The sequence below is a fragment of the Daejeonella sp. genome (assembly GCF_036405355.1).
GTDB lineage: Bacteria > Bacteroidota > Bacteroidia > Sphingobacteriales > Sphingobacteriaceae > Daejeonella.
Window position 1 is genome coordinate 39,435 of sequence record NZ_DASWXT010000109.1, and the last position, 19,599, is coordinate 59,033.

Here is a 19,599-nt window from a genome sequence, read left to right on the forward strand (position 1 = left end):
TTTATTTATATGTATTTGCTGCCAGTCCGTTCAGATCCCAAACTATCCTTCCGGCGCGTACAGTAAGTTCTGCCTCAAGTTTACGATCCCCCTGAATCCTGTTTTGTCCTGAGTCCACAAAACCAAACTTGCCATTAATTATGCTCAACACCGCAATATCTGCTACTGAGCCCTCCGATAAATTTCCAAGATCTTCCCTTTTAATTGATTTGGCAGCATTCCAGCTTCCACGGGCTATTACTTCAGGAATACTCATGCCAATATTCAGATATTTTGACATCACATTCAGCATATTCTTCATACCTGAGTTCATACTTGTGCGATGCTCATCAGTTCCAAAAGAATTTGGCCAGAGTCCCTGATTAAATGCCGGAATTGCCTGATTGAACCAGAATCCTGCTCCTCCATGTCCCACATCAAAAAGCACACCTCTTTTCTGTGCATCCAAAACAAAAGGCCTGACTTTCCCCTGTTCATCAACTACGGTCATACGCTCAGAGACATTCTCAAATGAATGGGTAATAATATCTCCCGGACGCATATGATCCAATTGTTCCTGGAGTGTGTATTGAGGCATATGACATTCCACAAAAAGGGGGGTATTAGCAATTTTTGCGGCCTCAGAAGCACGCTCAAAAGGGAGCCAGCTTTTCCCCTTATAATGGCCAACCCTGGTACCTACAATATATTCTTTATATTTCTGAATGGATTCTACAGTTTTTTGAACACTTAATGTACCCATATCAGGTTCAAAACCAGAACCAGAACTAAATCCGGTTTCGAAAATATTGATCCAGGCAAGCACACGGGTTATTGAGGGATCAATTACTTTCGCTTTAAATTCAGGAAATGTTCTCCAACCGGTAGTACCCGCATCAACAACTGTAGTTATGCCAGAGCGTATTGCAAAAGCATCAGGCAGCTGACTCGATTGTCCGTCAGAAAAGCCAGGGTTACTGCCAGCAAAAACATGAGTATGGATATTGATCAAACCAGGGGCGACTATAAGTCCGCTTACATCAAGCACCTTCTTTGAAGCAGAAGCAGGGATATCAGCAGCCACCCTGGATATTTTCCCGTCTTTTACGGCAACATCCATTTTAGCATCAATTTTATTTTTTGCATCAATTAGCCTTCCGCCCTTAAGCAATAAATCATAATCCTGAGCCCGGGATAAAAACGGGCTTAGAACGAAAAATAGAATAAGTGATGCCCTTTGAAGAGACATCATAACCCGGTTCCTGATTTCAAAATAGAAAAAGTTCATGAACCTGTATTCTTCAGTTTGCAACAAATTATTTTCCATGATAATAAATTTCTTAATCTTAGTTTTTCCAGGGCTGCCCACTGATTCCATTTAAATCCCACATAATTTTCCCAGCCCTTAAAGTTAGTTCAGCCTCCAGCTTTTTTGAGCCTTCCACACTGACTTTGCGGACATCAGTAAAACCAAACTTTCCTTCACGCAAATTAAAAACTGCAATATCCGCTTCAGCACCAACACTTAAATGTCCCAGATCTGTACGCTTAATTACTTTGGCCGGTGCCCATGTTGAGCGCTCAATCACATCCTTTAATTGCATACCCAAAGCAAGAAACTTGGACATCACATTTGTCATATCTTTCATTCCGGCATTCATACTTTGATCGTGCAGATCTGAACTGATCACATCAGGCAAAAAACCCTGTTTGAATGCAGGGATAGCCTGCGACCATGAAAATGCTCCACCACCATGCCCTACATCGAAAATAACACCCCGCTTTTGAGCCTCTAAGATAAAGGGCTTTAATATTCTGCTTTTCTCGTCTACAATTGATTCACGGCCTGAACTGATCTCAGAGTAGGTGTGTGTAAAAATATCTCCGGGACGAAAATGCTTTAAAAAAAGCGACTCAATCGAGTTTGTTGGCATATGCTCTCCAAAATCTACCATAATAGGCACATCTGCGAGCCTGCCCGATTCAACTGCCTTATCCACCGAAGTAAACTCTCCCCAATAATGTGCTGATTTAATACCTACCAGAATTTCAGGAAATAGCTTCTTAATCATATAGGCGTTCATTTCAGGATTCATATCATTTATATCCTGCTCTTCAAAGCGGCCTATCATTCCGTTTCCGATCACATTCAAAAAAGCCAGAATTCGGGTTTGGGATTTGTCAATTGACTGAGCTTTAAATGTTCTGAAATTTCGCCAACCTGAAGTTCCTGCATCCACCATCGTAGTTACTCCTGATCTGAATGAGAAAGCATCTGCCTGCTGACTACGGGAAGAGTTGGCAACTGATGTACTGTATTTGTCGGTACCCTGAAATACATGCACATGCATATCAATTATTCCGGGGCTTATATACAGACCGCTAACATCTACAGTTTTTTTAGCTGAGGATTCCGGAATGTTTGCTGCCACCCTGAATATTTTACCATCCAAAATCGCCACATCCATTTTGGCATTAATATTATTTTTAGGATCAATCACATGACCACCTTTCAAAAGAATATCAATTTCCTGGGCATTCACAGTTTGAATAACCAGAAGAAAAAGAACTATCAGACTAACTCTCTGATAGTGAAACAAACATGAATTAAACTCTTTTAATGATGTCATTCTATTTATCTGTGATTTTATTTTATTCGGTTATACCTGCAAATTTTAATATTTCAATAGACCAAAGCCCGTACAAGCTGCTTATTGAAATTTAAGAATCCCAAAAAACTGAGGTAAATGAAACTGAGGCTTGTCATTTTTAACTTCATTCCATGTGATATAATGAGGGTTGGAGTTAATTTCAGCGATTTTATAGAAATTCGCTCTCCAGGCAACACCTGGTTTAGGACGAACCACGTTTGTATATTTTTCAAGCATCTCCAATGGGATCTTAAAAGACATGGTCCAGGTTACAGGCTCAGTAATCTCTGTATCGACTACCTTAGGCAAAGAAGCCTTGATCTGAATTTTCTGAATATCCTCGACGGTAGGCCTGTTCTTTTTGTGATGAAGTAAAGGAGTCCCTCCGCAATTGATCTCGAGATTAAAATAATTGATAGGATTATCTGCTTCAGGTGAGAAAAAGAACTCAACAGCTGAGTCTCTCCATACAGGTCCGTTTATTTTCTCAGTAACACTCTTTACATAGCGATCCTTAACTCTATAAATAACATAGATAAAATCATCATCATAGGTCATTTTAACATCCGCCTTAGGTTTGAATGCAGGAATTTTACCCATGTAATTCCGAATCTTAATAGATTTAATCCCTTTCCATCCGGATTCATTCCATTTGTCATTCACATCAACCGATTTAGCCGATCTTTTAACATTATAAACAAGAAAATCTGACGTATTGTTTGCAGAACCTTGCTGAGCGCTTATTGTATTGACAAAAAATAGTAAGACTAAAAGAAAAAGGGTGGCAATTTTTAATTTTTTCATCAATTTGATTGTTATTTATTGTAAGGGGTTTAAATCAGATAGTTCATATTTAATTAGTCAGACAAAATTGTCTGATATAACCTGCCGGCTTCTTGCAATCTGAAAGTACCCGGCAGGATAAAATGGCATTAAGTTGCCAAAGGCGGACCAGCAGGGATTTGAATTCTTTTCCTTGCTGGTGTTGATTTTCTACGGTTTGCAGTAAAAGTAGCTGTACGGTATTCGCCCAAATGAATATCTCCCGACATCGAATCACCGCTCACAGTACCCTGGAACAGGTAATTGATATTATCAGCAATGATCTTAATCGTGCTTTCGAACCTCACCTTATTGCCATCAATTGTACCTGCAAGAGCTCTGGTATCAAAATCTGCTTTATGAGTACCTGAAAGCCAGTTACCATCCTGTTCAATGTTTAATGTATGCATGCTGGTACTGCTGAAAAACTTGATGTTCAAATCCCAAAGGCCGGCAAGATTTGCTGAAGGGGCAGACATTTCGGGTCTTGGACTGCGCTTTTTTGAAAGAACTTCAAAAAGCCTGTCGGCTATAATTTTCTCTTCTCCGGCTTGTATTTGCCCGGTAGTTATACTGACAGAACTAATACCATCAGTTTCACCACGACTGGCCAATGCAATTCTTGGTTTGTTTCTACCCAACTCTTCTGCGAGCTCAAAACTATTGATATTGAGCTTATTAGTATCCCACCTTACATATAATACAGGGGACTTATTGGAAAGGCCTGCAGGTTCATAAACTTCTGTTTTCACTCCTTCGATCGGAGCAATTTTCTTAGAAATTGTATCAAGCCAGCCCAACCATTTCTTCCAGTCGGCAGCATGATCCCTTTTAACCCAATCTTCAACTGCTGCCATCATTCCGATCATCTCTTCACGGCCTACCTTATTATCCCGTCCCGGACCATGGTGAGGAGAACTTGCCTGCCATGCAGACATCAAAATTGACTTATCCCCTAACATTAATCCGGCGCATTGCGGCCCGCAGATAGCTTTTCCTCCGCTATATGCAACCAGAGTAGCTCCACGCTTCAGGTGTACTGGTGGAATAGTCAGATTTTGAGCTGCAACATCAATCAAAACCGGAATATTTTTTGGTTTAGCAAAAGATGAAATCACCTCAAGCGATAATGGTTGACCTGTTTCTGAAGCAGCTCCTGCGGTCAGGTATATCATTGCAGTCTTTGGATTAATGGCCATTTCCAACTCTTCGGGGGTGGAAACATGAACTATCTTCACCCCGATATTCCTGATTCCGTGATCATATGCGTTACGTGAGTATCTTGGAATAATAACTTCATCCTTATCAAAACCGGTGAGGTCAGGGATACGGATCAGTTTTTCCGGATTACCCCCTGTTACACAGGCAGCGGTGATATGTTTAAGCCCCGCCGCACAACCTGCCGAAACCATACCCCATTCTGCTCCTGTCAGATCAGCAAGGCGCTGACCAATTCCATCAGCCAGCTCATCATACTGTACAAAGTTATGCGCTGCAGCCTCCATTGCTTCACGAACTGCCTGACGCTCGATCGATCCTCCAATGATCGTGTATGTTCCCATACAATTTATCACCGGCTCTACACCTATTCTACGAAAAATATTGTTATCCGCCATGAATGAGGCTGCTATTGTTACAGCTTCCGGTCCTGTCAAAGCAGTGGATCCGTTTTCGGCAAGTGAATTCCCCAGGACTGATTGTGCCGGAAGAACTGCTCCTGCAACAGGCAGCATCGCTAAACCCTTGATTACATTTCTACGTTTCATTTTATTTGTTTTAATTTCTATGTTTTTCTATTTATAAGTATTTGCTGCAAGACCATTGAGATCCCATATAATACGACCTGCCCGTACAGTTAGCTCTGCTTCCAGTTTCTTATCCCCTTCAATCTTATTATTTCCTGAATCTACGAAACCAAACTTACCCTTAGAGACACTCAATACAGCAATGTCTGCGACAGATCCTTCTGACAAATTCCCCAGATCTTCACGCTTAATTGATTTGGCAGCATTCCAGCTACCTCTGGCAATGATTTCGGGCATGCTCATTCCTATATTCAAATATTTAGACATAACATTCAGCATTGTTTTCATACCTGAGTTCATGCTTGTGCGATGCTCATCAGTACCAAATGAATTTGGCCATAAACCCTGTTTAAATGAAGGAACCGCCTGATTAAACCAAAATCCACCACCACCATGGCCAATATCAAATAGTACACCTCTTTTGTAAGCTGCTAATACAAAAGGCCTGACTTTTCCCTGTTCATCCACTACGGTCATACGTTCAGAAACATTTTCGAATGCATGTGTGATAATATCTCCTGCACGCATTTTATTTAACTGATCTTCGAGAGAATACATTGGTAAGTGGCACTCTACAAAAAGTGGCTTATTCACTAGTTTGGCAGCTTCTGAAGCACGGTCAAAAGGGGTCCACTCAGTTCCATCATATCGTCCAATACGTACACCTACCAGGATTTCCGGATACTTTTTGATAGTCTCAGCAGTCTTTTGAACATCCATCTCAGCAATATTTTCCTGAGCTTTGTCTACTGAATAACCTGATGCAGCGATGCTCAGAAAGGCCAGTACACGGGTCATTGAATTATCAATTATTTTAGACTTGAAATCAGGGAAAGTACGCCAGCCTGAAGTACCAGCATCCACAACAGTTGTTATTCCTGCACGTGGGGCAAAGGCATCTGGCAACTGACTTGAAGTTCCGTCGGTAAATCCGGGATTACTGCCCGCATAAACATGCGTATGCATATTGATCAGGCCCGGTGCAACAATCAAACCGCTTACATCCACAACTTTTTTTGCAGAGCTTGCAGGAATATCGGCTGCAACACGAAATATTTTACCTGCTTTAATGGCAATATCCATTTTGCGGTCAATACTATTTTTTGCATCAATTACATGGCCGCCCTTTAATAAAAGATCGACATCCTGTGCATTCACCAGAGTGGCACAGGTAAGGAACATAAGTGCCATCAATAATGGCACTGCCGCAAGCAATGACTTTGACCCTTTGAAATTTAATAGCTTATTCATATTACTTTAATTTTATGATTGTATTCAATAAAAATCAATTAGTAACTACCGGCATTTGCCATTCCGGAACACTGATTCCATTCAAATCCCAGACTACACGTCCTGCTCTGAGAGTCAATTCTGCTTCAAGTTTTTCTGTACCAGTGATTTTTGTACGCCTGACATCCATATAGCCAAAATTTCCCTTTTTCAAATTGAAAACTGCTATATCGGCCTCAGAACCAACACTTAAATGGCCCAAATCCGGGCGTTTAATTACTTGTGCAGGATTCCAGCTTGATCGCAAAATGACATCCTGAAGACTCATCCCCATTGCGAGAAATTTGGACATCACATTAGTCATATCTTTCATTGCTGCATTCATACTTAAATTATACAGGTCTGTACTAATTGTATTTGGCATGAATCCCTGCTTCATGGCCGGAATTGCCTGATTGAAATTGAATGCTCCTGCACCATGGCCAACATCGAAAATAATACCTCTTTTTTGTGCAGCAAATACGAAGGGTTTCACTTTCCTGGACTTTTCGTCGACAATAGATTCACGACCTCCATTAATTTCCGAGAACGTATGTGTAAAAATATCACCCGGACGGAAATGCTCCATGAATAAAGATTCAATTGAATTGGCAGGGGTATGTTCTCCGAAATCAACAATAACCGGAACATTGGCCAGTTTACCAGATTCAACTGCCTTATCCACAGAGGTAAAATCACCCCAAAAATGTGCAGACTTTAATCCGACGATCAGATTTGGATAAAGTCGTTTGATCATATAGGCATTCATTTCCGGATTCATGTCTGTCACATCCTGCTGATCAAAACGGGAGAGCATTCCGTGACCGACAACATTCAGAAAGGCTAATACTCTGGTCTGAGCCCGATCAATTGACTGTGCTTTAAACAATGGGAAATTCCTCCAGCCTGAAGACCCTGCATCAACTACAGTAGTCACCCCTGCACGGAAAGAAAAGGCATCTGCCTGCAAGCCCCCGTAAGAGTTTGCTGTCATACTGTTTGGATCGGTACCGTGAAAAACATGGGTATGCATATCAATAAGGCCCGGAGTAACATACAAGCCACTTATATCAACTGTCTTTTTTGAAGCATTAGCCGGAATATCCTTTGCAACACGAAATATTTTATCACCCACAATGGCAACATCCATTTTTGAGTTGATATTGTTCTTTGGATCAATTACATGACCGCCTTTCAGTAGAAGATCTATTTCCTGAGCCTGAACCGTTGCTGTTATCAGGATGAGAACTAAAGCAGCGGCAATTCTATGTGCAACTTGGACAAATTTGTGCTGAATAAATTCTGAAATACCTGCTGTTTTAGTTCTCATGGTTGTTTATTTAATTACAATTAATTATCTGTTAACTGCATCCCATTGAGGTCCGCTGAGACCATTCAGATCCCATGCAACTCTACCGGCACGAAGGGTTAACTCTGCTTCTATTTTTTTGGTTCCATTAAATACTGAACCACGTGCATCCATAAATCCGAATTTGCCCTCTCTAACATTGAATACTGCAACATCTGCTTCTGCTCCAACACTCAAATGTCCAAGTTCAGTATGCTGAATAACATTTGCAGGGTTCCAGGTTGAACGTAAAACTACATCCTGAATAGACATTCCCATATTTAAGAATTTGGACATTACATTTGCCATGTCTTTCATACCTGCATTTCTACTGTTTCTGTAGAGGTCAGTGCTGATAGTATTTGGATAAAAACCTTGTTTTAATGCATTAATAGCTGTACTCCATACAAAAGCACCACCACCATGACCAGTGTCAAAGATTCTGCCTTGTTTCTGAGCCTCGAAAATGAAAGGCTTTACTTTATTATTGCCATCTACAATTGGTTCACGACCATTTGGAGTCACTGCTGAAGCAGCATTTCCTGAAAAAGTGTGCGTAAAAATATCACCCGGACGGAAATGCTTCATAAAAAGCTCTTCAATAGATAACTTAGGTGTGCTTGATCCGAAATCCACCATAATTGGCTTGTTGGTTAATCTTCCGGTAGCAATTGCACGATCAACCGGGCCGAAATCGTGGCCCTGATAATGATGCGCCTTAATTCCTACAATGATGTCCGGATATTCCTTCATTATAAAGGCAGTGGTAACCGGATTCATGTCCGTAGTGTCCTGAGCATGAACGGTACCCAGCATACCATGTCCTGCCATGCTAATAAATGCAAGAACACGGGTTTGAGAATTGTCTATAGTCTGTTTTTTGAATTGATGAAAATCTCTCCAACCTGCAGAACCTGCATCAACAACTGTAGTTACTCCTGAACGGAAGGTAAAATCATCAGGGGCAACACTGCCAAAACCGTTTGTGATTCCAAAGCCAGTAAAGCCAGGTTCTTCGGCACCTGCAAATACATGGACATGCATGTCAATAAATCCTGGAGAAACATATAATCCGGTTGCATTAACTGTTTTCTTCGCACTGCTTGCCGGAATATCAGCCGCAACACGAAAAATTTTACCATCCTTAATAGCAACATCCATTTTACCATCAATTTTATTTTTGGGATCAATTACATGACCACCTTTAATCAGCATATCAATTTCCTGTGCCTTTACAGCTGACTGAGCCATCAAACATGCGGCAAAAACGAGAATTCCTGCATATTCTCTGATTTTTACAAATACATTTTTATTCATTATTTAGTAGTTTAAGTGTTAAAAATTCAATTTAGGTAATTTCGATTAACTAGCAAGCGGAGCCCCTGAAGGAACAAAAATCTTTTGCTTTGGACCCATCTTTTTATCCCTTACTGCCGTAAACTTTGCACTTCTGTATTCTCCCATAAAAATACTTCCGGTCATCTGATCACCGGAAACAGTACCTGTAAAAGTATAAGGCACATGATCTCCGATAAGCCTGAGCGAACTTTGAAGTCTGATCTGATTCCCTTCGATACTTCCGGTTAAATCACTCACAGCAAAAGTTGTCTGATGTCCGCCCTTAATCCAGTTTCCATCCTGTTCTATAAAGAGTTTGTGTTTTGCCGTACTGCTTGAGAATTTCACATCCACATCCCAACTACCTGCCAAACTTTGGGCAGGAGCTTGCATTTCTGTTATAATTGGAGACCGTTTAGCCGTTAAAATTTTATAGATTTTATCTGCAGCTATTTTTTCTTCACCAGCTTGCATACCTATGGTTGTAACTGCAATCCCGTTAACATTTGGATCCTTCCCTCTTCCACCACCTGCAGCTACTGCAATCCTTGGTTTTGTTCTGGCTAGTTCATCAGCCATTTCAAGTCCGGTGATGTTAAGCACATCCTTATCCCAGCTTATGACAACTTCCGGCGACACATTTGACAATCCGGATTGGGTTGACGGAACATGAATCATTGTTTGAACACTTTTAATACCTGAGACTTTTTTAATTATATGATCTAGGTAGGAATACCATTGTTTCAGTATCGCATCATGATCAATTTCTTTCCAGGCCCTGACTGCCGCCACCATACCAAACATTTCGTCGCGATCTACTTTATTATCCCTGCATGGACCATGGTGTGGAGAGCTTGCCAACCATGCAGAGGTTAGAATATCCTTATTTCCAAGTATCAATCCACAAGATTGTGGCCCGCAAATTGCTTTTCCACCACTATAAGCAACAATCGTTGCACCACGCTTCAAATGAACCGGAGGAAAAGTTAGTATCTCATTGGCTGCATCAAAAAGTACCGGTATATTTCTGGGTTTAGCAACGGCAACAATATTCTCAAGTGACATTGGAGCACCAGTCCATGACCGGTCTCCATTCACTAAATATATCATGGCTGTTTTGGGATTTATTGCATTCTCTAATTCTTCCATTGATTCTACATTAACCATAGTCACACCAATATTTCTGATGGCATGATCATACGCATTGCGTGAAGTGCGGGGAACAATTACCTCTGTTTTTTCAAGCCCTTCCAGGTTTGGAATACGAACCAGTTTCTCAGGATCACCTCCCGACACAACAGCTGCTGTTACAAGTTTTAGTCCTGCAGCACAACCAGCTGATACGACCCCCCATTCTGCACCTGTCAAATTGGCAAGTTGTTGACCGATGCCATCAGCTACTTCATCCATTTGAGCGAAGTTTTTGGATGCCAGTTCCATTGCGGATTTAACTTGAGGACGCTTCAATGAGCCTCCAATAATTGTAAAAATCCCACGGCAATTTATTACTGGCTCAATACCGTGAGTTCTGTAAATATTGTTTTTATCCAAAAACGACTCTAATGTAACTTCAACAGGACTACCTGTGTTGAACGGTGCAGCAGTCAAATTTTCGGCATGCGGTGATGCAAGCGACGAATTAAATGGAATGGCGCTGCCTGCCAGTGGCAGAAGTGACAAGGTTTTAAGAACATTTCTACGTTTCATTTTTGCTGTGTTATTAGTTTAAGGATTTGTATAAAACCCTGTAATAATTTCTCTTAATTGGTTTAATTTATAAAATTTAATTCACCCAAATCATCCATTAGAATTCCCTTTATCACCCATTTTCTGTCACCTGCCGTATTACACGCAGCCAGTTTAATCCGAGAATCTTACGAATGCGCTTCTCGGAATACCCCAGCTTCTGCATTGCATAAGTCATTTGAGGATAATCACTTACATCCTTTATTTCTCTTGGCAAAGGTGGACCACCATCAAAATCAGAGCCCAGGGCAATATGATCTTCACCAACCAGACGAACTCCATAATCAATGACTCTTGCAAGCTGGTCGACACCCATCCAGACCTCGTCTGGAATTACTTCTTTATAAACAAAGGGAAGACCTTTTGAGAGTCCCCGATCAACTTCCTCAATGCTTAACGGCTTTCTTTCTTTTGGAGCCACTTTGGTAACCGATCCTGGTTGACGTTTTGAGTCCACCCATTGGGCATATTTAGGATTATTGAAACTGCTCCCGAATTGTATTCCGATTACTCCCCCTTTTGCGGCTAAAGCTTTTGCACATTCATCTGTAATACACCTTAAACTATTCACAATACCGCGAAACCCTCCATGGCTATAAATCACAGGCTGGCTACTCGCTTCAACAGTTTGAAGGATGGCATCATCTGATGCATGAGCTACATTAATGAGCATCCCCAGCTTATTCATTTCAGTCACAATATCACGTCCATGGGCATTTAATCCGCCCCAGCGTTTCTCACCATAACATGAATCAATAAATGCATTTGTTTCGTTATGAGCGGTAAGCTGCACAGATCGAAGTCCTAAGCGATAAAGAGCCCTTAATAAGTTCAGATCTCCGTCAAGATCAAAACCACCCTCAAGATCCAGAAAAGCTGCCATCTTACCTCTACGGTTTATTCTGACAATATCTGATGCATTATGAGCCAATTCAATAAGATCATTGTTCTTCTCTATCTGCGCAAGAGCCAGTTCAACAACTCGAAAAGTGTTTTTTACTTCATGACGGTCGGAATAATATGGCTCCGGAGTATAACAGGAGAAGAACATTGCATCCAATCCACCATCAATAGCTCTTGGAATATCAACATGACCATCAGTATAGCGATCTCCGATATCAAGTCCCTCTAATAACTGCCTGGTCATCATATGAATATGACCATCCATAACAAAGGCCTTTTTATGCAGATCAGGATTAAATGAATTAGCCGATGAGGGATTCAATAAAGATCCGTATTCATCAATAATTGAATTTTCCCCAATTTTAAAAGGAGAAAATTCAGCTATTGGCAGAATAGTTAAGCACTTTATGACATCCCTGCGTTTCATGTATCTTATTCCAAATTAAATCCAAATAACAGGTAATCGCTTTCTGTATATGAAGATGAGCTTCTACCTCAGTGATAGCCCTTCAAATATGCTCCTGATATGAGAGAAAGAGCTTGTTTATTTTCCTTTTTCAATATAGAAAAAAACAAAATAAGCCATGCACATATGTGAATCATGATAAAATTTTACATGACCCAGCCAGGCTTCGATTTTAGAAATCCGGCATTATAATGTTAAAATAAGGGATACTGTGAAAATTTTATTCACAGTATCCCTTTATCCTTCTAAAGCTAAATTTATGCCTTATAAGGCAGATTACCAGCTTGGATTCTGTGTCAGTTTTGGATTGATATCTATTTCAAGCTGAGGTATTGGGAATAAAGCGTGTTTAGCTGTATAACCCAATGGACCTAATTCCTGCAAAGCAAGTCCCCATCTTCTCAAATCATTAAAACGGATGAATTCAAACATCAATTCCACTTGTCTTTCCTTATTGATGGCATTGAACATGGTTGCTTTTGTACCTGTATCGGTAGCGGTTAATGCTGGCATATTCACTGACGGTCTGGCACGAACCTGGTTTACAGCAGCTCTTGCCTCAGTTAACTTGTTTAGCTCGTTTGCTGCTTCAGCATACATCAATAATACGTCAGCATAGCGAATGATAGGATAATTTATACCATTGCTATTGACATACATAATTGGCCACATACCCTTCTTTACTGCATAGCCGGTTGCTGACCAAACCGCACTAAATGTAGTTAGGGCTGCACTAACATTCGGAGCGAAAGTATCACCTGGCTTGAAGATTGACATACCACGCCTTGGATCTGCCGGATCAAAAGCATCAAATGCTCTTTTAGTAGCCAAACCTGAACCAGTAGCTCCGTTCACTGCCGGAAGATAACTTCCGTTTCGACCATTTGTACCAGTACCACCAATATCAGCAAATTGAACCTCAAAAATTGATTCCTTATTGTTTTCGAAACTGCGGTGCCATACTTCCTGGAAATTATCCATCAAACCATATTTTCCTGAATTGATTACCAGTAAAAAGTACTTCTCAGCATTGGCATAATCCTTATTGTACAGATAAACTTTACCAAGTAATGCCTGAGCTGACCCCTTGGTGGCTCTTCCCAAATTAGCACCGCTATGGGAAACTGGCAAACCAGCTTCTGCTGCCAATAAATCGGCAATTATAACTTTATAAACATCGGCAGCAGGTGTTCTTGCAACCAGTGCTGCATCTGTATTCGGTAATGGTTGTGTGATCAATGGAACTGCACCGAATATATTAACGAGATCAAAATAGAAAAGTGCTCTTAAAAATTTGGCTTCACCTACATATTGATTCTTTAAGGCATCTGCCATATTAATTGAAGGAATATTCGCAATGGCAAGATTTGACCTGTATACACCTTCATACAATCCTCTCCAGGTATCATGAATCTGATTCAGTGCCGGAAAGTAAGTGAAATTATTATACTCCAAAGGAACTGTATTGGAAAGTAAAACCTCACCGGATGGCACATCATAAATCCGCTGGAGATTAATACTCCAGGCACTTTGAAGTGAAACATATATCGCATTTACTCCTAACTGAGCTCTTTCTGCGGAATTATAAAAACCATCTTCGGTCAATGCATCCGGTGGTGACTTTTCTAAAAACTCCTTTTTACAACCTGCAAACAACAACAGCATTAACATGGTTGATATACCTAATTTTAGATTTTTCATATTCTTGTATTTTTAATTTCTTAATGAACTGATTAATAAGATAATTATGCGATCTAAAAGATTAGAAAGTCAAATTAACTCCGAATGAATAAACACTAGGGATAGGAGTTGAACCTGTATCTACTCCAAAAGCTAGTGGACTCATCGAGTCATCATTGAAACCTACTCCTCCCAGGGTATCCGCATTGTAGTTAGGATACTTGGTAATAGTAAATAAGTTTTGTCCATTAAAATAAATTCTTGCATTTCTGGCACCTACCCTCTTGATCAAACTTTGAGGAAGTGTATAGCCGATCTGGAAATTCTGCATTCTTAAGAAATCTGCATCCAATACATAGTCAGACTGACTACGGTTATTCTGGTTCGTATCCCCACGCACTGCACGTGGAAGCGTGTTGGATGTTCCAGGTCCTTTCCAGCGATTTAAAACAGTGGTCTTATTATTCCATTCGCCCTGCATGGTTTCAAGATATACACCCTGAGAATCATATAATTTCTTACCGCTGGTTCCATAAAAACTCATATTGATATCAAAACCTTTCCAACTGGCATCCGCAGCAAACCCGTAATCAAAATCAGGCCATGGATCACCAATATTGGTTCTGTCATTCGCATCAACCTTACCATCGCCATTAATATCTCTGAATCTTCTGTCACCCGGCTTGGCACCAACCTGCGTTGGATGTGCATTAATCTCAGCCTGCGTCTGGAAGATACCATCATTGATATGACCATAGAAGTGGGACATTGGCAGTCCTGGCATGGTGCGGGTAAAGGTTCCAGAATAGTATACATTCTCAACCAGGTTGATAATACTTGTACCGGCACCCAGTGAAATTACCTTGTTTTGCACATTAGATAAGTTCCCCGAAACACCGTACTTCAAATCACCAGTTCCTCCCCTATAGCCTAACAAGAACTCCAAACCCTTATTCTGCAATTGAGCAGCATTTTGGAAAGGTCCGGAATCACGGCCAAATCCGGTTACGGTTGAAATTGGTGTACGAACCAAAATTCCATCTGTATCCTTTATCCAGTAATCGGCAGTGAAATAAATTTTATTCTGAAGAAAGCTTAAATCTACCCCTATATTGGTTTGAGTAGTAGTTTCCCAACGAAGATTTGGATTTCCTAAGTTGTTAACCACGGCTGCAGGAGCTAATTGGTCAGCACCAAAGAAATATCTGGCACTGGTTGAAACAACAGTCTGGTTACTGTAGTTACCTATATCCTGATTACCCAGCTTTCCCCAGCTGGCTCTGACTTTTAAACCACTGATCAGCTTGGAATCCTTCAGGAAATTTTCCTGATCCACATTCCATCCCACAGCTAGAGATGGGAAGTTTCCATATCTATTGTCGGCACCAAATCGTGATGAACCATCACGACGTATCGTAGCAGTGATTAAATATCTGTCGAACAAAGTAATATTTGCTCTACCCAGGAAAGATCTGATAGCCCACTCCTGCTCATTTCCACCAACTGTAAATACACCGGTACCAGCACTCAAAACCTGAATATCATTACTTGGGAAATCTCTTCTGGTACCATTAATACCATTTCCGAAAAAATTCTGCTGAGTAAAACCACCCAATAAATTAAGCCTGTAGTTTTCTTTAATAACCTTATTATAGGTAAGTGTATTTTCAACAAGGTATTCGTAAGACTCATTCATACTTGTATTTAAAGATCTTACGTTACTTCCCCTGTTATTCATCTGAAACTGAGGCACATAGTTTTTAAATCTTCTCTGCCCCATGTTCATACCTCCATTTAACTTATATTCCAGATCAGGAAGAATTTTAAAGGAAGCATATGCACTACCAATTATTTTATTGTTAAAGGTATATGCCCTGTTCATATCACGACGGCCAAGAATATTATCCCTGTTATTCACACCGGTTGTTGCTGGTGATGGACCGGCATAACCGCTATCATTATTTGGATCATAAATAGGCATAGTTGGAGCTGCACCCATCATATAAGCCAAATCCAGGTTATTACCGAAATTTAAATTCAGACCCTCATCTTTACTGGCGATTAAGGATTGACCGATAGTTAACTTTCCGATTTTAAATTCAGTTTTTACCCTAGAATAGTAGCGCTTATAGGTACGGAATGCCAGGACGCTCTCCTGATCAAAAATACCACCGGAAATAGAATAACTTGCATCTTTAGTACCTCCAGAAACTGTGAGCGAGTGATCCTGTATTGGAGCTGGATTAATTGCAGCATCCTGCCAGTCAGTATTCGTCTGTAAATTCACAGGGTCATTCATTGCAGGTTGTAAAGGATAGAAGTTACCATTTACGTGAGCCTCATTAATTACATCTGCCATTTGCTGAGAATTCAGCAATGGAATGAATTTATTGAAAGACTGAATACCATAATAAGAATTAAAACTAATTGAAGGAGCACGATTTGTGCCACTTTTCGTAGTTAACAAAATCACACCATTTGCAGATCTGGCACCATAAATTGCTGCAGCAGATCCATCCTTTAATACAGTTGTAGTTTCAATATCATTTGGGTTAATACTATTGATATCTGCTGCCTCCATTGGCATACCATCCACTACATAAAGTGGTCCGGAACCTCCAAATGTATTTAATCCCCTGATCCTAACGTTCACATTCTCACCCGGATCACCCGAAGTACTGGTAAAAGCCACACCGGCAACTTTACCTTGCAAAGCCTGGTTAATGTTTGAGAATGCCTGATCTTTAATATCCTTTGATGTAACTGAAACAACTGAACCGGTTAAATCACTTTTCTTTTGAGTACCGTAACCAACTACCACCACTTCCTGAAGTGCCTCGGTATTTTGCTCCAGAGTAACATCAAGACTTGTGCGGCCTGTCATGGGAACCTCTTTGGTAGTGTAACCGATATAGGTAAACACTAATACACTTGAACCATCAGGAACATTAATAGTATATCGACCGTTTGCGTCGGTACTTACACCAATGGCAGTTCCTTTCACTTTAACACTAACACCAATCAATGATTCTCCCTTTGAATCCGTAACCTGACCTCTCACTTCCGTAGGAGGTGCCTTTTCTGAAAGTTTCTTGATATCAATAAGTGCAGCCGATAAAAAAGCCGATGACTTTTGCTGTACAATAATGGTGTTATTACTAATAGTATAGGTGAGGGACTGATTTGAAAAAGATTTTTCAAGTACCTCTTTTAAAGGTGCATTATTCACATTGATACTCACCGGTTTGGCTTCGTTTATCAATGGTGTAATGTACACCAGATCGTAACCTGTTTGGGTTCCAATCTCTTTTAAGACCGTCTCAAGTTTGGCATTCTTAAATCTTAAGCTCACCGTTTGAGAGAATGATGCAGCACTGCTTATTTGAAGTAGGGCTGTGACCAATAAAACAAAAGTTAGTTTTATCATCAACAAGAGTTTTATTATGTAATCAGATGGCCTACATATGGTTAATGAATAGAATTTCATATCTTTGCGCGTTTGGGTTTAGTTAATACTTGTTCACAACAATTAAATTGGTAACCCGAATATGGTCAGGGGCGTTGCAACCGCTCCTGACTTTTTTTATAAGATTACCATTAGCTTTTCAGGGTCTATCTCATCGCATAACAGTAATCCTCCTTCCTTCAACTTTAAAATGAACGGCATTAGTTAACTGAAGTACATTTAATACTTCATTAATATCTTTGGACCTGGAAATGTTTCCTCCAAAGCCAACATCCGGAATATTTCCCGAATAATTAACTTCAACATTGTACCACCTTGATATTTTCCTCATTATACTCCTGATGTCTTCATCCTTAAATAAAAAATATCCGTTCTTCCAGGCGGTTACTCCTTCTGTATCGGCCTCTATCACTTTGGAAGATTTCATATTGGGTTGAAATTGCTGCCCCGGACTTAACAAAACAACTCTATCCTTGTAAATAATCTTTACTGAGCCTTCAATTAGTGTTGTTTTAAAGGTTTCCTCATCCGAATATGAATTGATATTAAATTGAGTACCTAAAACTTCCACAATCTGATCCTTAGTGATTACCTTGAATGGCTTATTTGGATTTTTAGCTACATCAAAATAGGCTTCACCATTCAACTCCACTTCACGTGTATTTCCGGAAAACAAGGCAGGAAAGCGCAAAGTTGAAGCTGAATTCAACCATACTTTACTTCCATCAGGCAAATTAATCTGATACTTCCCACCAAAAGGAGTTTCTATTTTATTATAAATCACTTCTTCAGGCAAAGCTTCGGAAACGGAATTTAAATTCTTAGCAAATGAATAGAGTAACTCGCCATCAGCAGTTTTTTGGATACTCACACCGGCCTGGTTCGCTAATAAACCTTTCTTTGCGTCTTCTAGAATAATTTTAGAACCATCCGAAAGTGTCAAAACAGCCTTATCACCACCAGGTTTGATTATCGACTTTTCCTTTATAATTTGGGATTCTGAAAGCACTAATTGAGTATCAATAGTTCTGTTGGTATAAAAGTAGAGGCCAACAGTAAGCATTGCAAGGATACTTGCAGCTACACCAATCTGATACCATGCTCTGACCACGTGATTGCCAGAGTTTTCAGAAACTGGTTCTTGTCCAAATTTATCGTTTGTAAGAATATTTTGGAAAATTGCATCCTTCTCACCATCGGTTAGTGAAGCACATTTCTTCATTTTCCCAAGCTCCTGATCGATCGCATAATTAATGCTATCATCATCAGCCTCTGATCTCAAATAATCAAATAAGTGATCAAACTCATCCCTGCTGATTTTCCCCTCAGCAAAAAGACTTAAAAGCTCATCTAATTTATTTTGATTCATTGTAGCCTGTGCAAAACTTAAAATGATTTAATGTTAATACACTCCAACAACAAAACAGGACTAGTCTTAATAAATATTTATTGAAAAAAATAGATAGATGGGAGTTCCTTCTAATAAAGTATAGAAAACGCTTTCTGCAATTGGGTCCTGAGAGTCTTTAGAGCTGAAACCAGGTGATTTTTTACAGTGTTTCTGGATATATTGAGTTCTTCAGCTATTTCATCATAACTAAGTTCCTGTTGCCTGCTCATTCTGTATACCAATTGTTGTTGCTTTGGAAGACTTGCTAATACCTGTTCGGTAAATCGCTCAAGATCCTCCAAATAAACAAGTTCTTCAGTTTCATTACTGCTTGTTTGAAGGTTCAGCCACATTTTCTCCATTGCATTTTGGGAATTTGCAACCTGACGAAGTACATTTAATGTTAACCTGCGGGTGATGGTATACAGATATGGTGCAATCGGATATTGGGTATCAAGCTTTTCCCGGTTAATCCAAAGACTCATGAAAACTTCCTGAACAACCTCCTGACTGGGCTCCTTATCTTTCAGGAACCTTAGACTAAAGTAATAGAGTTTACTGGAATAAGAATCAAAAACTTTGCGAAATGCAACTTCATCACCCTCTTTTATACGGGTGATTAGTTCAAAATCGCAAATTTGTTCTCTTTTCTGCATTATTTACAGTATTCAAACTAAATATAAAGTAAATATTGGAAATTATAATTAAAATATCCAATGAATTTAAAGTCTGCACG

The 19,599-nt window shown here is 40.0% G+C and carries 13 protein-coding genes; all 13 read right to left on the reverse strand.

The features are described 5' to 3' along the window. Position 1 precedes the first annotated feature (1 nt). The gene (locus VGE44_RS13510; protein ID WP_331079957.1) at positions 2 to 1,306 is read right to left on the reverse strand and encodes an amidohydrolase/deacetylase family metallohydrolase; all 1,305 of its coding nucleotides are present in this window, start codon (positions 1,304 to 1,306) and stop codon (positions 2 to 4) included. 19 nt (positions 1,307 to 1,325) lie between these two features. Beyond that, a complete protein-coding gene (locus tag VGE44_RS13515) occupies positions 1,326 to 2,609 on the reverse strand; it encodes an amidohydrolase/deacetylase family metallohydrolase (RefSeq protein WP_331079959.1) in 1,284 nt (427 codons plus the stop codon). A gap of 81 nt (positions 2,610 to 2,690) precedes the next feature. Then, the gene (locus VGE44_RS13520; protein WP_331079961.1) at positions 2,691 to 3,434 is read right to left on the reverse strand and encodes a carbohydrate-binding family 9-like protein; all 744 of its coding nucleotides are present in this window, start codon (positions 3,432 to 3,434) and stop codon (positions 2,691 to 2,693) included. A gap of 128 nt (positions 3,435 to 3,562) precedes the next feature. Further along, the gene (locus tag VGE44_RS13525) at positions 3,563 to 5,218 is read right to left on the reverse strand and encodes an aminotransferase class V-fold PLP-dependent enzyme (RefSeq protein WP_331079964.1); all 1,656 of its coding nucleotides are present in this window, start codon (positions 5,216 to 5,218) and stop codon (positions 3,563 to 3,565) included. Between the two features lie 27 nt (positions 5,219 to 5,245). Next, positions 5,246 to 6,508, reverse strand: coding sequence for an amidohydrolase/deacetylase family metallohydrolase (locus tag VGE44_RS13530; protein WP_331079966.1), 1,263 nt, complete (start codon positions 6,506 to 6,508; stop codon positions 5,246 to 5,248). 34 nt (positions 6,509 to 6,542) lie between these two features. Further along, a complete protein-coding gene (locus tag VGE44_RS13535; RefSeq protein ID WP_331079968.1) occupies positions 6,543 to 7,856 on the reverse strand; it encodes an amidohydrolase/deacetylase family metallohydrolase in 1,314 nt (437 codons plus the stop codon). Positions 7,857 to 7,880: 24 nt separating this feature from the next. Then, positions 7,881 to 9,191 (reverse strand): amidohydrolase/deacetylase family metallohydrolase, encoded by a 1,311-nt coding sequence (locus VGE44_RS13540; RefSeq protein ID WP_331079970.1) that lies wholly within the window; start codon positions 9,189 to 9,191, stop codon positions 7,881 to 7,883. Between the two features lie 45 nt (positions 9,192 to 9,236). Next, entirely contained in the window at positions 9,237 to 10,919 is a 1,683-nt protein-coding gene (locus VGE44_RS13545; RefSeq protein WP_331079973.1) for an aminotransferase class V-fold PLP-dependent enzyme, read from the reverse strand. Positions 10,920 to 11,031: 112 nt separating this feature from the next. Further along, positions 11,032 to 12,288, reverse strand: a complete 1,257-nt coding sequence (locus VGE44_RS13550) for a dipeptidase (RefSeq protein WP_331079975.1) — start codon at positions 12,286 to 12,288, stop codon at positions 11,032 to 11,034. 315 nt (positions 12,289 to 12,603) lie between these two features. Then, the gene (locus VGE44_RS13555) at positions 12,604 to 14,028 is read right to left on the reverse strand and encodes a RagB/SusD family nutrient uptake outer membrane protein (RefSeq protein WP_331079977.1); all 1,425 of its coding nucleotides are present in this window, start codon (positions 14,026 to 14,028) and stop codon (positions 12,604 to 12,606) included. A 61-nt stretch (positions 14,029 to 14,089) separates the two neighbouring features. Next, the gene (locus VGE44_RS13560) at positions 14,090 to 17,434 is read right to left on the reverse strand and encodes a TonB-dependent receptor (protein WP_331079980.1); all 3,345 of its coding nucleotides are present in this window, start codon (positions 17,432 to 17,434) and stop codon (positions 14,090 to 14,092) included. A 190-nt stretch (positions 17,435 to 17,624) separates the two neighbouring features. Then, on the reverse strand, positions 17,625 to 18,842 hold the full coding sequence (locus tag VGE44_RS13565) for a FecR family protein (protein WP_331079982.1): 1,218 nt from the start codon (positions 18,840 to 18,842) through the stop codon (positions 17,625 to 17,627). A gap of 110 nt (positions 18,843 to 18,952) precedes the next feature. Continuing rightward, a complete protein-coding gene (locus tag VGE44_RS13570; RefSeq protein ID WP_331079984.1) occupies positions 18,953 to 19,519 on the reverse strand; it encodes an RNA polymerase sigma-70 factor in 567 nt (188 codons plus the stop codon). Between the last annotated feature and the right edge of the window lie 80 nt (positions 19,520 to 19,599).